The sequence below is a fragment of the Pseudomonas sp. CYM-20-01 genome (genome assembly GCF_023169845.1).
Taxonomy (GTDB): Bacteria; Pseudomonadota; Gammaproteobacteria; order Pseudomonadales; family Pseudomonadaceae; genus Aquipseudomonas; species Aquipseudomonas azotoformans.
The window spans coordinates 5134194-5147696 of the sequence record NZ_AP025169.1 but is presented as its reverse complement, the minus strand read 5'-3'; the positions used below and the strand labels follow the sequence as shown (position 1 = coordinate 5147696).

Sequence of the window (13503 nt, the reverse complement as noted above, 5' to 3'; positions counted from 1 at the left end):
GTATGATGTGCGCCCCGCAGTCTGGATTGCGAATACGCCATGACCTTGCAGTACCCTACAATCGCCGATTGCGTCGGCAACACGCCCCTGGTCCGCTTGCAACGCATGGCGGGTGAAACCAGTAATACCCTGCTGCTCAAGCTCGAAGGGAATAACCCGGCCGGTTCCGTGAAGGACCGCCCGGCGCTGTCGATGATCACCCGCGCCGAGTTGCGCGGGCAGATCAAGCCCGGCGACACGCTGATCGAGGCCACCTCGGGTAACACCGGGATCGCCCTGGCCATGGCCGCCGCGATCAAGGGCTACAAGATGATCCTGATCATGCCCGACAACGGCAGCGCCGAGCGCAAGGCGGCGATGACGGCCTATGGCGCCCAGTTGGTGCTGGTCACCCAGGAAGAAGGCATGGAAGGCGCGCGCGACCTCGCCGAGCGCATGGCCGCCGAAGGCCGTGGCCTGGTGCTGGACCAGTTCGCCAATGGCGACAACCCCGAGGCGCACTACACCAGCACCGGCCCGGAAATCTGGCGCCAGACCCAGGGCACCATCACCCACTTCGTCAGCTCCATGGGCACCACCGGCACCATCATGGGCAACTCGCGCTACCTCAAGGAGCAGAACCCGGCGATCCAGATCGTCGGCCTGCAACCGATGGAAGGTTCGGCCATCCCGGGGATCCGCCGTTGGCCCGAGGAGTATCTGCCGAAGATCTACAACGCCACGCGTGTGGACCGCATCATCGACATGGCCCAGCGCGAGGCCGAAGACACCACCCGCCGCCTGGCGCGTGAAGAAGGCATCTTCTGCGGCGTGTCTTCCGGTGGCGCGGTGGCGGGCATGTTGCGCCTGTCCAAAGAAGTGGAAAACGCGGTGATCGTCGCGATCATCTGTGACCGAGGCGACCGCTACCTGTCGACCGGCATCTTCGACGAACCCAACTGATGGCCAAGCACGAGAGAGGCCTGCGCTTCCAACCGACGGGCGGCAGCCGGGCCCCGCAGATTCCGGTGGGCAAGAAACAACGCCTGACCATCGAGCGCCTGGCCAATGATGGCCGTGGCATCGTGTTCTTCGAGGGCCGCACCTGGTTTGTGAACGGCGCGCTGGCTGGCGAAGAAGTCGAGGCGCGAGTGCTGGGTGCCCACGGCAAAATCGTCGAGGCACGCACCGAGCGCGTCTTCAAGGCCAGCGAACTGCGTCGCCCGGCACCGTGCGCGCACGTTGGTCGTTGTGGCGGTTGCAGCGTGCAGCACCTGCCCCACACCGAACAGCTTGCCCTGAAACAGCGCATGCTCGCCGAGCAACTGTCCCGCGTGGCCGGTGTCGAACCGCAAGAGTGGGCCGCGCCGTTGAGCGGGCCGGAATTCGGCTACCGTCGCCGCGCCCGCGTGGCGGTGCGTTGGGATGCCAAGGCGAAACACCTGGACGTCGGTTTTCGCGCCGTGGCCAGCCAGGACATCGTCGCCATCGATGATTGCCCGGTGCTGGTACAGGCCTTGCAACCGATCATGCAGCGCCTGCCGAACATGCTGCGCCGCCTGAGCAAACCCCAGGCCCTGGGGCATGTGGAATTGTTCAGCGGTACATGCGTTGCGGTGTTGCTGCGGCATATGGCGCCGTTGTCCGAAGCGGACCTGCAGGTGTTGAGAGAATTCTGCACTTTCCATGAGGCTCAATTGTGGCTGCATGGCGAGGGCCAGCCGGAGCCGGTCGACACCGATGCTGTGTTGGGCTTTCAACTGGAACAGTGGAATCTGGAGCTGGCTTACCGGCCAGGAGACTTCGTGCAGGTCAACGCCGGCGTCAACGCGGCGATGGTCGCCCAGGCCCTCGAATGGCTGGCGCCACAACCCGACGAACGGGTGCTGGACCTGTTTTGCGGCCTGGGCAATTTCGCCCTGCCACTGGCGCGCCAGGTGCGTGAAGTGGTGGCGGTGGAAGGTGTGCAGACCATGGTGGACCGGGCGGCCGTGAATGCCGTCAGCAACGATTTGCATAATGCGCAGTTTTTTCAGGCCGATTTGTCCCAGCCTTTGATTGACGCAGAATGGGCCAAACAGGGCTTTTCTGCGGTACTCTTGGACCCACCCCGTGACGGTGCCCTGGAGGTTGTGCGCAAGCTTGCGACCTTGGGCGCCAAGCGTCTGGTGTATGTGTCCTGCAACCCGGCCACGCTGGCGCGGGACACGGTTGAGTTGGTCAAGCAAGGCTACCGGCTAAAACGTGCCGGGATCCTCGACATGTTTCCGCAAACCGCGCATGTCGAGGCCATGGCGTTATTTGAAGCGGGCTAGGATGCCCGTTTAATCCGACTGGCCTGCGTTCTCCAGGGCCTGTGATCTGCCAGGGAGTTCGCAGTAAACGTCGGCGATGATTTTGGCGCATCGAAGGTGCGTCGTAGGGAAGGTAAGCAAGATGGTACAGGTGAGAGCACACCAGCCGATCAACACCGACGGCAGTATCAATCTCGAGGCATGGCTGGACCATGCCATCAGTGTCGACCCGGCACTGGACCGTGAAGCCTTGAAAGCCGCCTGCGAGTTCGCTCGTGAGTCCGAGCAGCAAGACAATGCGGCCAAGAACCTGTGGGCCGAAGGCACTTCCAGCTTTCGCACCGGGTTGGAGATCGCCGAGATCCTCGCCGATCTCAAGCTGGACCAGGATTCGCTGATCGCCGCCGTGCTCTATCGCGGCGTGCGTGAAGGGCATATCCCGTTGCCCACCGTCAGCCAGCGTTTCGGCACCGTGGTGGCCAAGCTGATCGACGGCGTGCTGCGCATGGCCGCGATCAGCGCCAGCCTCAGCCCGCGCCAGTCCATGGTGCTGGGCACCCAGGGCCAGGTCGAGAACCTGCGCAAGATGCTGGTGGCGATGGTCGATGACGTGCGCGTCGCCCTGATCAAGCTGGCCGAGCGTACTTGCGCGATCCGTGCGGTGAAGACCGCCGACGACGAGAAGCGCAACCGCGTCGCCCGCGAGGTCTTCGACATCTATGCGCCGCTGGCGCACCGCCTGGGCATCGGCCATATCAAGTGGGAGCTGGAAGACTTGTCCTTCCGCTACCTCGAACCCGATCAATACAAACAGATTGCCACGTTGCTGCATGAGCGGCGGCTCGACCGCGAGCGCTTTATCGCCGACGTGATGAACCAGCTGCGCTCCGAATTGCAGGCCACCGGCGTCGAAGCCGACATCAGCGGCCGCGCCAAACACATCTATTCCATCTGGCGCAAAATGCAGCGCAAGGGCCTGGCCTTCAGCCAGATCTACGACGTGCGTGCGGTGCGCGTGCTGGTGCCGGAAATGCGCGACTGCTACACCGCGCTGGGCATCGTCCACACCCTGTGGCGGCACATCCCCAAGGAGTTCGACGACTACATCGCCAACCCCAAGGAAAACGGCTATCGCTCGTTGCACACGGCGGTGATCGGCCCCGAGGGCAAGGTGCTGGAAGTGCAGATCCGCACCCACGCCATGCACGAAGAGGCCGAGCTGGGTGTATGTGCGCACTGGCGCTACAAGGGCACCGACGTAAAGGCGGGGTCCAACCAGTACGAAGAGAAAATCTCCTGGCTGCGCCAAGTACTGGAATGGCACGAAGAACTCGGCGACATCGGCGGCCTGGCCGAACAGCTGCGCGTGGATATCGAGCCGGACCGGGTCTATATCTTCACTCCGGACGGCCATGCCATCGACTTGCCCAAGGGCGCCACGCCGCTGGACTTCGCCTACCGCGTGCACACCGAGATCGGCCACAACTGCCGGGGCGCCAAGATCAACGGGCGCATCGTGCCCCTCAACTACAGCCTGCAGACCGGTGAACAGGTCGAGATCATCACCAGCAAGCACGGTACGCCGAGCCGCGACTGGCTGAACCCGAACCTGGGCTACATCACCACGTCGCGGGCGCGGGCGAAGATCGTCCACTGGTTCAAATTGCAGGCGCGCGACCAGAACGTCGCGGCCGGTAAAACCTTGCTCGAGCGCGAACTGGCGCGCCTGGGCCTGCCCCAGGTGGACTTCGACAAGCTGGCCGAAAAGGCCAACATGAAGATCGCCGAAGACATGTTTGCCGCCCTCGGTGCCGGCGATTTGCGCCTGGCCCAACTGGTCAACCTGGCCCAGCAACTGGTCGAGCCGGAACGCGGCAGCGAACAGCTGGAACTGATCCCACGCAAGGCCACCGGCTACAAGCCCGGCAAGCGTGGCGATATCCAGATCCAGGGCGTGGGCAACCTGATGACCCAAATTGCCGGCTGCTGCCAGCCGCTGCCGGGGGACGCCATCGTCGGCTATATCACCCAGGGCCGCGGCGTGAGCATTCACCGCCAGGATTGCGCCTCGGTGCTGCAACTGGGCGGGCGTGAGCCGGAGCGGATCATCCAGGTCAGTTGGGGGCCGGTGCCGGTGCTCACTTACCCGGTGGACATCGTCATCCGTGCCTACGACCGTTCCGGGTTGCTGCGTGACGTGTCGCAGGTGCTGCTCAATGAGCGGATCAACGTGCTGGCGGTCAATACCCGCTCGAACAAAGAGGACAACACCGCGCTGATGTCCCTGACCATCGAGATTCCGGGGTTGGACGCACTGGGGCGGTTGCTGGGGCGGATTTCCCAGTTGCCGAATATCATCGAGACGCGGCGTAACCGTACCCCATGATGTATTCGCTCGAAGACCTGCTGCACCTGATGAACCGCCTGCGGCACCCGCAATACGGGTGCCCGTGGGACATCAAGCAAACCTACGCCACCATCGTCCCGCACACGTTGGAAGAGGCCTACGAAGTCGCCGATGCCATCGAGCGCGGCGACTTCGATCACCTGCAGGGTGAGCTGGGCGACCTGTTGTTCCAGGTGGTGTATTACAGCCAGTTGGCGCGAGAAGAAGGGCGCTTCGAATTCGCCGGGGTGATCGACAGCATCACGCGCAAGCTGATCCGTCGTCATCCCCACGTGTTTCCCACCGGCGACCTGTATGCGCCGCTGGATATCCCACAGCTGAGTGAAGAACAGGTCAAAGAGCGCTGGGAGCAGATCAAGGCTGAGGAGCGTGCGGAAAAGTCCGACGCGCCGGAGCAACTCTCCCTGCTGGATGACGTGCCCACGGCGCTGCCGTCCCTGTCCCGCGCCGCCAAATTGCAGAAGCGCGCCAGCCAGGTTGGCTTCGATTGGCCGTCGGCCCTGCCGGTGGTGGATAACGTGCGCGAAGAGCTCGATGAAGTGCTCGAAGCCATGGCCGACAACGATTCTGCGGCGATTGCCGATGAGGTCGGTGATCTGCTGTTCGCGGCGGTCAACCTGGCCCGTCACCTCAAGGTCGACCCGGAAACCGCGCTGCGTGGCGCCAATGCCAAGTTCGAGCGACGCTTCCGATTTATCGAACAGGCATTGCGCGATACGCACCAATCCATAGAAGATTGCACCCTCGAAACGATGGACGCCCTGTGGGGCGAAGCCAAACGTCAGGAAAAGAATGTGTCCAGCTGCGGTTGAGCAGTTGCCTAAGTGAGTAAGCACCATGAGCCTTTCCCTTCGCGACCAGTTGCTCAAAGCAGGTCTGGTCAACCAAAAGCAGGCCAAGCAGGTCGGCAAAGAGAAACAGAAACAGCAGCGCCTGGTTCATAAAGGCCAGATCGAGGCAGACGACACCCAGGCCCGCCTGGCGGCTGAAGCGCAGGCCGAGAAGGTCAAGCGCGACCAGGAACTGAACCGCCAGCAGCAGGAAAAAGCCGAGGCCAAGGCCCGCACGGCCCAGGTCAAGCAACTGATCGAGACCTCGCGCCTGCCCAAGCTGACCACCGAGGACTATTACAACTTCGTGGACGACAAGAAGGTCAAGCGCCTGTCGGTCAACACGCTGATGCGCAACAAGCTGAGCAACGGCTCCCTGGCGATCGTGCACCACGGCGGCGGTTATGAGGTGATCCCGCGTGAAGCGGCGCTGAAAATCCAGGAGCGCGCACCGGAGCGTATCGTCCAGCTCAATATCCTGACGGAAAGCCAGGTGCCGGATGAGGATGATCCGTACGCCGCCTACCAGATCCCGGATGACCTGATGTGGTAAGGCTGCAGCCTTAATTGTAGTGAGCAGGCTTGTTGTGGCGAGCGGGCTTGCCACAGGGTACTCATCGCCTGTTCTACCTAAAGACCTTGAAAGGGCCGACCCTGAAAACCAAACGCCGCATTCTCCCAGAAAGAATGCGGCGTTTTTAGTGGGGCGGCTTCGCCACCCAGTGCGGGGCAAGCCCGCTCACTACAAGGTATCTTCAGGAGCTTTCTGACTGGCGTCTCATCTCAAGGGCTTCGAGCTCGTTTTTATAATTATGAGCGTCGCTCTCGTTGTGAAACATGCCGACCAACAGGTCTTGCTGGTGTACATCCCAGATGTGAATCCCATGGCCCAGTGCTTCGTGGGACATATGTTCGTCGTCGCGTTCAGTTACTTTTACAGTCATCTGCTTGCTCCAATCTCTGGTGGATCTGCGGCAAGTCGTCGCAGGCCTTTGTTATATGATTTGTTAGCTTGCTAAGTAAACCGACTTTTCGCGCAACAATTCATTGCGGTAAATGCAACAGTGCTGCAGCCCGCGAAAACCGCGACATTGCGCCGCAGGGCCCTGAGTTTTATGACAAAAGTTTCATGTTCGTGTCAGGCGAAACCCAATCGACAGGCGAAAAAAAGCCCCGCATTCGCGAGGCTCTCTGTTCCAGCTACCGATCAGCTACCTTTGACAGCCTTACCGTCAACGGTGCCGTCCTGCAGCATGATGTTGTATTCCTTGCCGTCGGTTTCTACCTGGCGCAGGGCAACCAGAATGCCGCCCTGGTCCTTGGCAAACCACATCTGGGTGATGCGCTTGCTCTGCGTCGGGTCACGCACGCGCTCGACCTTGATCGCGTCGATGGAGCCGACCTTGGTCTGGACCTTTTCCGGGCCGATCACGCGGAAGTCGTAGGTGTCGACGTCGGTGCCTTCGACCACGTTGTAGCTCATGCTCTTCTTGCCGGCAGCCACGTCGCGCTGCAGGGCCAACTGGTAGGTCGACTTGTCGAGCATGCCGCTTTGCAGGGGCACGTTGACCGGGTCTTTGTTTTCAAACCCGGTGACTTTCTTGGCGGTCTGGTCGAAGTCCAGATTGATCTTCTTCGCCTTGCCCAGGCCACCGCGTTCGAAGGTGTAGCTCTTCGGTTGCAGGGTGTCCTTGTCAAACAGGATCACGCTGGTTTCGGTGAGGCTGGCGATCATCATGGAAGCCTTGAAATTCAAGGTCCAGGAGCCGTCGCCGTTCTTGGCCAGGCTGCGTTCGGCCGAACCACTCATGGGCAACTGTTTCCAGTCGGCGGTGTAGCTGACGGAGAAGGGGTGAAGGTCTGCTGCTTGCACGGCTGGCAAGGCGAACAGCGCAAAAGCGAAGAGCAAGGCGCGACGCATAAAATCTCCTAGGTTCGAATCAAGTGGCCGCTGGCCGCGAGTAACTGACCGTCCAATAATGCACCCTGGTCACCAAGAATCAACCGCCCCTCGGCAAACCAGCGAACGGCCAGCGGGTAAATCCTGTGTTCCTGGGTGTGAACCCGTTGCGCAAGCGTCTGCGCCGAGTCGTCAGACTCTACCGGAACCACTGCCTGTACGACCAGAGGCCCGCCATCGAGTTCCTCGGTGACAAAGTGCACGCTGCAGCCATGCTCGCGGTCGCCGGCCTCGAGCGCACGCTGGTGCGTGTGCATGCCTTTGTACTTGGGCAGCAGGGAAGGGTGGATATTCAACAGGCGCCCGGCGTAATGCCGCACGAAGTCAGCGCTGAGGATGCGCATGAAGCCGGCGAGTACCACGAGCTTGGGGTTGAAGGCGTCGATCAGTTCGATCAAGGCGCGGTCGAAGGCCTCACGGCCCTCGAACGCCTTGTGATCCAGGGAGCGGGTGTCGATACCCGCGTCCCTGGCGCGTTGCAGGCCGTAGGCGTCGCTGCGGTTGGAGATCACCGCAGCAATGCGCACCGGGTTGTCGCCGGTGCGCGTGCTGTCGATCAGGGCCTGCAAGTTACTGCCGGTGCCGGAGAGCAGCACCACGACATCACAGGTCTGAGACATTAATGAGCCTTGAGGTTCTTCAGCTCAACCTGAGCCGCGCCTTCGGCAGCGGTGGCGATCTGGCCGATGACCCAAGGCTGCTCGCCGGCTTCGCGCAGTACGTTCAGCGCGGTTTCAACGTGCTCCTGAGCCACGCAGATGACCATGCCGACGCCGCAGTTCAACACGCGGTGCATTTCGGTTTCGTCGACGTTGCCTTTCTCTTGCAACCAGTCGAATACCGCAGGACGCTGCCAGCTGGCGACGTCAACGATGGCCTGGGCGCCTTTTGGCAGAACGCGCGGGATATTGTCCAGCAGGCCGCCGCCAGTGATGTGGGCCATGGCCTTGACTGCGCCGGTGTCCTTGATCAGCTTGAGCAGTGGCTTGACGTAGATGCGGGTCGGGGCCATCAGCAAATCAGTCAGCGGCTTGCCGTCGAGCTGGGTGTTCTCGATCTCGGCACCGGACACTTCGATGATCTTGCGGATCAGCGAGTAACCGTTGGAGTGCGGGCCGGAGGACGGCAGGGCCAGCAGGGCGTCACCGGCAGCAACTTTGGAGCCGTCGATGATCTCGGCTTTTTCCACGACGCCGACGCAGAAGCCGGCCAGGTCGTAGTCTTCGCCTTCGTACATGCCTGGCATTTCAGCGGTTTCACCGCCGACCAGGGAGCAACCCGACAGTTCGCAACCGGCACCGATACCGGTGACCACTTGTGCCGCGGTGTCCACGTTCAGCTTGCCGGTGGCGTAGTAGTCGAGGAAGAACAACGGCTCGGCGCCGCACACCACCAGGTCGTTGACGCACATGGCAACCAGGTCGATGCCGATGGTGTCGTGTTTGTTCAGGTTCAGTGCCAGGCGCAGCTTGGTGCCCACGCCGTCGGTGCCGGATACCAGGACAGGCTGCTTGTAGCCGGCCGGGATTTCGCAGAGGGCGCCAAAACCGCCCAGGCCGCCCATGACTTCGGGGCGCGCAGTGCGCTTGGCGACGCTCTTGATGCGTTCGACCAATGCTTCACCGGCGTCGATGTCTACACCGGCGTCCTTGTAGCTCAGGGAGGGTTGCTTGCTCATGATCCAGGCCTTTAGGGGGGATTCAGGGGTAACGACCGAGCGGGCAGGCGCTTTTGGTAAAAGGCCCAGCCGGTGACGGTCTGCGAAGGCGCGCGATTTTATCAGGCTTGAGGGGCAGCGGCCATCCTCGGGCCGACGGGCAGGGCCATATAGGTAAAAAAAGCCGGTTAAAAAATGCTGATGGCCCCTGCCATGGCGCGTATTAAGGTATAGCCTTTAAACCGCTATCGTTATGACAGTACAAAAACTGCCAGGACCCTGTGAATGTTTTACCGGTCGCTGTGGTCACAGCCTTGCCAAGCCGAGTTCACGCGGTCTGTTCCAGCCGCTAAATTTGTCGTTCGGGAATCTTTCATGCGTTTGTTCAAGTTCTTCTTTGTAGGCTGTTTGTCGTTGGTCAGCCTGGCGAGTCATGCCGAAACCCTCAATGGCCTTTATCAAGTACTCGAGCCCGTCAGCAGTCAGTCGCCGCAAGAGCGCGACCAGGCGACCCAGCGCGCCGTGCAGACCCTGGTGATCCGCTTGACCGGCGACGCCAAGGCCGCCGATGGCCCGGGCCTGGCGGCCGTTCGCAAGGACCCGCAACAAATCATCAGCCAGTACGGCTACGACGCTGGCCCGCCGGAAAGCCTGCAAGTGGATTTCGACCCGGTGAGCACCGATCGCGTGCTGCGGGAAGCGGGCCTGTCGATCTGGGGCAGCAATCGGCCGTCGATCCTTGGCTGGTGGCTGAACGACTCCACCGAAGGCAGCAGCCTGGTGGGCGATGGCCAGACCGTTGCCCAGGCGCTGCGCCGTGCCGCGCAACACAGAGGCCTGCCGTTGCGCCTGCCGCTGGGTGACCTGGATGAACAGGTGGTCGCCACCGCACCGAATCTGGAAAGTGCCGACGCCACACCGCTGCGCGCTGCCTCCGAGCGTTACGGCGCCGACGCCTTGCTGGCGGTGCATGCGCGTCAGGAAGGCAGCCAGTGGCAGGCCAAATGGCGTCTGTGGCTGGGCGACAAAAGTGAGCAAGGCACGGCGCAAGGGCCCGACACCGGCGCCGTGGCCGATGCGGTGATGCTGGCGGTCAGCCAGAAGCTGGCGCCGCGCTTTGCGGTCAAGCCCGGCGTGAGCACCGAACAATTGCTGGAAGTGCAGGGCATGACCCTTGAGCGTTATGCCGCGCTGGGTCATCTGCTGGAGCCTTTCGGCGGTCAGCCGCAGTTAGTGGATGGCAATCGCATCGTGTACCGCGTCAATGGCAGTGCCGATCAGTTGCGTACTCAGTTGAGCCTGGCCAGGTTGCAGGAAATTCCTGCGGGTGAAGCACCGGTCCAGCAACCCGTGGCGGAGGGTGCGCAGCCTGCTGCTGCCCCAGAACCTCAGGCGCAACTGCGTTTTCGTTGGTAGTAGTTTTCTTCTTTATATAGATGGAGTGGTTTATGGCGGATACGCGTCGTTGGGTGTGGCTTGGCGGGTTTGTCCTGCTGTGCGTTTTTGTGTTCCTGCTGCATTCGATCCTGACGCCGTTCCTGGTCGCGTTGCTGCTGGCTTACCTGTTCGATCCGGTGGTGGATCGTCTGGAGAAGGCCGGGTTGTCGCGGACCTGGGGCGTGGTGGCGGTGTTCGCCCTGTTTACCTTGATCATCACGGCGTTGGTGCTGGTGTTGGTGCCGATGCTGGCCAAGCAGTTGTTCCGCTTGTATGAGCTGGCGCCGCAGATGCTCGATTGGCTGCAGCACACGGCGATGCCATGGGCCCAGGCCAAGCTGGGGCTGGCGGATGGCTTCTGGAAGTTCGACAAGGTCAAGGCGGCCATCAGCGAACATATGGGCCAGACCACCGACATCGTCGGGGTCATCCTCAGCCAGGCGACTGCGTCCAGCCTGGCGCTGATCGGCTGGCTGACCAACCTCGTGCTGATCCCGGTGGTGGCGTTCTACTTGCTGCGCGACTGGGACATCATGATGGCCAAGATCCGCAGCCTGCTGCCGCGCAACCGTGAGGAACGCATTGTTTCACTGGCTGAGGAATGCCATGAGGTGCTCGGCGCCTTCGTGCGCGGGCAGTTGCTGGTGATGCTGGCCCTGGGGATCATCTACGCGGCCGGCTTGATGGCTATCGGCCTGGAACTGGGCCTGTTGATCGGCCTGATCGCCGGCCTGGCCGCGATCGTACCTTATATGGGCTTTGTGATTGGGATCGGCGCGGCGCTGGTCGCGGGCTTGTTCCAGTTTGGCGGCGACCTGTACCCGATGCTGGGGATCGTGGCCGTATTCATGGTCGGCCAGGCCCTTGAAGGCATGGTGCTGACGCCGTTGCTGGTCGGGGATCGGATTGGCCTGCATCCGGTGGCGGTGATCTTTGCGATCCTGGCGGGCGGTGAGCTGTTCGGCTTCACCGGTATCCTGCTGGCATTGCCGGTGGCGGCGGTGATCATGGTGCTGGTGCGCCATGTGCACGATCTGTACAAGGATTCGGATGCGTATACGGGGGTTGAAGATCCCGACTTGTAACCCTTTCTTCACAAACCCGGCCAACGCCGGGTTTGTCTTTTCTGGGAGCGGTCCGTCAAACAATCTGCACAAATCCAACAAGTTAACGCAAACCTTTGATTTTGCTTGGGGTCTGTTGCATTGTGCGCCCGGCGTCACGGGTATAAACTTTGCAAACTTTACACAGAGGCCACTAACGGTTCGTTTGGAGCCGTTCAGTCAGCATGAAACCGATTCAGCTGCCCTTGGGTGTGCGTCTGCGTGACGACGCCACCTTCATCAACTACTACCCAGGCGCCAATGCCGCTGCACTCGGCTATGTCGAGCGGCTCTGCGAAGCCGACGCCGGGTGGACCGAAAGCCTGATCTACCTGTGGGGCAAGCACGGCGTAGGGCGTACCCACCTGTTGCAGGCCGCGTGCCTGCGGTTCGAGCAGATGGGCGAACCGGCGGTGTACCTGCCGTTGGCCGAGTTGATGGACCGCGGTATCGGCATCTTCGACCATCTTGAGCAATACGAACTGGTGTGCCTGGACGATCTGCAAGCGATCGCCGGCAAAGCGGAATGGGAAGAAGCGCTGTTTCACCTGTTCAACCGCTTGCGTGACAGCGGTCGGCGCCTGTTGATTGCCGCGTCGACTTCGCCCCGCGAGTTGCCGATCAAGCTGGCCGACCTCAAGTCGCGCATGACCCTGGCGCTGATCTTCCAGATGCGCCCGCTGTCCGACGAAGACAAATTGCGTGCCCTGCAACTGCGCGCATCCCGTCGCGGCCTGCACCTCACCGACGAGGTCGGGCACTTTATCCTTACTCGAGGCACCCGCAGCATGAGCGCATTGTTCGATCTGCTCGAACAGCTCGATCAGGCCTCCTTGCAGGCCCAGCGCAAGCTGACCATCCCCTTCCTCAAAGAAACCCTCGGCTGGTAGCTAGCCCGCTGTTTTCGCGGCTTTCGGCAAATTACAGGCGCCAGAAAACCTGCGTTTGAGCCGGTTTGGCCACGCAAAAGGCAGGTACAGGGTGTTAAGGGCTTAGATGTCATAGTCCAAACAAGAAGTCACATAGACCACGATTGAATTTGCAAATCGATGTGATAGAAGGCATAGTCTCGACTTCTTTACATATCAGCCACGGTCGTGCCCATGCTAAATCGCTTCGCACCCCTCGTGCCCCTCGCACTCGTTACCCTGTTGTTTGGTTGCGCCTCCCACCCTCAGCAGGTGGCAGATCAGCAAAAACCACAGGTTCAAAATCAGGCAAAATTCGTTGCTGCTCAATCTGCCTCTGTTTATGAGGAAGAAGTTGCAACGGAAAAGGAACTGGCCGACTTCGCCGGCAACAAGCCTTACCAGCTTCCAGTCCTGGCCGACAGCATCCTCGAACGCGGCATGTCCCTGATCGGTACCCGTTACCGTTTCGGTGGTACCTCTGAAGCCGGTTTCGACTGCAGCGGTTTCATCGGCTATCTGTTTCGCGAAGAAGCCGGCATGAACCTGCCGCGCTCCACCCGTGAAATGATCAACGTGAATGCACCGTTGGTCGCACGCAACAACCTCAAGCCCGGTGATCTGCTTTTCTTCAGTACGGCAGGCCGTGGTCGTGTCAGCCACGCCGGTATCTACTTGGGCGATAACCAGTTTATCCACTCCAGCAGCCGCCGCAGTGGTGGTGTCCGGGTCGATAACCTGGGTGACAGCTACTGGAGCAAAACCTTCATCGAAGCCAAGCGTGCACTCGCCATGGCCCCGACGACGGTTACCGCTAGCAAGTAAACTTAAAGTGATACTTGAAGTTTGACGTGTAAGCGCTAGAATCCCTGGATATTGTTGTAATCCGTTCGCGCGAGCTTTGCTTGCGCGTTCTGGTTTTCAGCGT

The 13503-nt window shown here is 61.2% G+C and carries 13 protein-coding genes; 9 read left to right on the top strand and 4 right to left on the bottom strand.

Annotation, left to right across the window (positions count from 1 at the left end; all coding sequences use genetic code 11):
* Positions 1–39 precede the first annotated feature (39 nt).
* The 5 genes from cysM (at position 40) to M2497_RS23245 (ending at position 6063) form a co-directional block, all read left to right on the top strand.
* The gene (cysM, locus tag M2497_RS23265; RefSeq protein ID WP_248483482.1) at positions 40–942 is read left to right on the top strand and encodes a cysteine synthase CysM; all 903 of its coding nucleotides are present in this window, start codon (positions 40–42) and stop codon (positions 940–942) included.
* Positions 942–2294, top strand: a complete 1353-nt coding sequence (gene rlmD, locus M2497_RS23260; protein ID WP_248483480.1) for a 23S rRNA (uracil(1939)-C(5))-methyltransferase RlmD — start codon at positions 942–944, stop codon at positions 2292–2294. The genes cysM and rlmD overlap by 1 nt, the downstream gene beginning before the upstream one ends.
* A 121-nt stretch (positions 2295–2415) precedes the next feature.
* The gene (gene relA, locus M2497_RS23255) at positions 2416–4659 is read left to right on the top strand and encodes a GTP diphosphokinase (RefSeq protein ID WP_248483478.1); all 2244 of its coding nucleotides are present in this window, start codon (positions 2416–2418) and stop codon (positions 4657–4659) included.
* Positions 4659–5492 (top strand): nucleoside triphosphate pyrophosphohydrolase, encoded by an 834-nt coding sequence (gene mazG, locus M2497_RS23250; protein WP_071493797.1) that lies wholly within the window; start codon positions 4659–4661, stop codon positions 5490–5492. The genes relA and mazG overlap by 1 nt, the downstream gene beginning before the upstream one ends.
* A gap of 25 nt (positions 5493–5517) precedes the next feature.
* A complete protein-coding gene (locus M2497_RS23245; protein WP_010208656.1) occupies positions 5518–6063 on the top strand; it encodes a DUF2058 domain-containing protein in 546 nt (181 codons plus the stop codon).
* 202 nt (positions 6064–6265) lie between these two features.
* On the opposite strand, the gene M2497_RS23240 is transcribed toward M2497_RS23245, so the two are convergent.
* The 4 genes from M2497_RS23240 to purM form a co-directional block, all read right to left on the bottom strand.
* A complete protein-coding gene (locus M2497_RS23240) occupies positions 6266–6454 on the bottom strand; it encodes a hypothetical protein (protein WP_248483476.1) in 189 nt (62 codons plus the stop codon).
* A 263-nt stretch (positions 6455–6717) separates the two neighbouring features.
* Positions 6718–7431 carry a DUF3108 domain-containing protein gene (locus M2497_RS23235; RefSeq protein ID WP_058424959.1) on the bottom strand — a complete coding sequence of 238 codons (714 nt, stop codon included), beginning with the start codon at positions 7429–7431 and terminating at the stop codon, positions 6718–6720.
* Positions 7432–7439: 8 nt separating this feature from the next.
* Positions 7440–8090 carry a phosphoribosylglycinamide formyltransferase gene (gene purN, locus M2497_RS23230; RefSeq protein WP_248483474.1) on the bottom strand — a complete coding sequence of 217 codons (651 nt, stop codon included), beginning with the start codon at positions 8088–8090 and terminating at the stop codon, positions 7440–7442.
* Complete coding sequence (gene purM / locus M2497_RS23225) at positions 8090–9148, bottom strand: phosphoribosylformylglycinamidine cyclo-ligase (RefSeq protein ID WP_016976515.1); 1059 nt, start codon at positions 9146–9148, stop codon at positions 8090–8092. The genes purN and purM overlap by 1 nt, the downstream gene beginning before the upstream one ends.
* A gap of 354 nt (positions 9149–9502) precedes the next feature.
* Between purM and M2497_RS23220 the strand changes: the two genes are divergently transcribed.
* The 4 genes from M2497_RS23220 (at position 9503) to M2497_RS23205 (ending at position 13400) form a co-directional block, all read left to right on the top strand.
* The gene (locus tag M2497_RS23220) at positions 9503–10543 is read left to right on the top strand and encodes a DUF2066 domain-containing protein (RefSeq protein WP_248483472.1); all 1041 of its coding nucleotides are present in this window, start codon (positions 9503–9505) and stop codon (positions 10541–10543) included.
* 32 nt (positions 10544–10575) lie between these two features.
* Complete coding sequence (locus M2497_RS23215; RefSeq protein ID WP_058424955.1) at positions 10576–11649, top strand: AI-2E family transporter; 1074 nt, start codon at positions 10576–10578, stop codon at positions 11647–11649.
* Positions 11650–11852: 203 nt separating this feature from the next.
* Positions 11853–12557: a DnaA regulatory inactivator Hda gene (gene hda / locus M2497_RS23210; RefSeq protein WP_010208669.1), complete on the top strand. Its 705-nt coding sequence runs from the start codon at positions 11853–11855 to the stop codon at positions 12555–12557.
* 213 nt (positions 12558–12770) lie between these two features.
* Positions 12771–13400 carry an NlpC/P60 family protein gene (locus M2497_RS23205; RefSeq protein WP_058424953.1) on the top strand — a complete coding sequence of 210 codons (630 nt, stop codon included), beginning with the start codon at positions 12771–12773 and terminating at the stop codon, positions 13398–13400.
* Positions 13401–13503: the final 103 nt, after the last annotated feature.

Bases quoted from the DNA above. Each gene is read 5' to 3' on its own strand.
- cysM (WP_248483482.1), top strand. From the start codon at position 40: ATGACCTTGCAGTACCCTACAATCGCCGATTGCGTCGGCAACACGCCC.
- rlmD (WP_248483480.1), top strand. From the start codon at position 942: ATGGCCAAGCACGAGAGAGGCCTGCGCTTCCAACCGACGGGCGGCAGC.
- relA (WP_248483478.1), top strand. From the start codon at position 2,416: ATGGTACAGGTGAGAGCACACCAGCCGATCAACACCGACGGCAGTATC.
- mazG (WP_071493797.1), top strand. From the start codon at position 4,659: ATGTATTCGCTCGAAGACCTGCTGCACCTGATGAACCGCCTGCGGCAC.
- M2497_RS23245 (WP_010208656.1), top strand. From the start codon at position 5,518: ATGAGCCTTTCCCTTCGCGACCAGTTGCTCAAAGCAGGTCTGGTCAAC.
- M2497_RS23240 (WP_248483476.1), bottom strand. From the start codon at position 6,454: ATGACTGTAAAAGTAACTGAACGCGACGACGAACATATGTCCCACGAA.
- M2497_RS23235 (WP_058424959.1), bottom strand. From the start codon at position 7,431: ATGCGTCGCGCCTTGCTCTTCGCTTTTGCGCTGTTCGCCTTGCCAGCC.
- purN (WP_248483474.1), bottom strand. From the start codon at position 8,090: ATGTCTCAGACCTGTGATGTCGTGGTGCTGCTCTCCGGCACCGGCAGT.
- purM (WP_016976515.1), bottom strand. From the start codon at position 9,148: ATGAGCAAGCAACCCTCCCTGAGCTACAAGGACGCCGGTGTAGACATC.
- M2497_RS23220 (WP_248483472.1), top strand. From the start codon at position 9,503: ATGCGTTTGTTCAAGTTCTTCTTTGTAGGCTGTTTGTCGTTGGTCAGC.
- M2497_RS23215 (WP_058424955.1), top strand. From the start codon at position 10,576: ATGGCGGATACGCGTCGTTGGGTGTGGCTTGGCGGGTTTGTCCTGCTG.
- hda (WP_010208669.1), top strand. From the start codon at position 11,853: ATGAAACCGATTCAGCTGCCCTTGGGTGTGCGTCTGCGTGACGACGCC.
- M2497_RS23205 (WP_058424953.1), top strand. From the start codon at position 12,771: ATGCTAAATCGCTTCGCACCCCTCGTGCCCCTCGCACTCGTTACCCTG.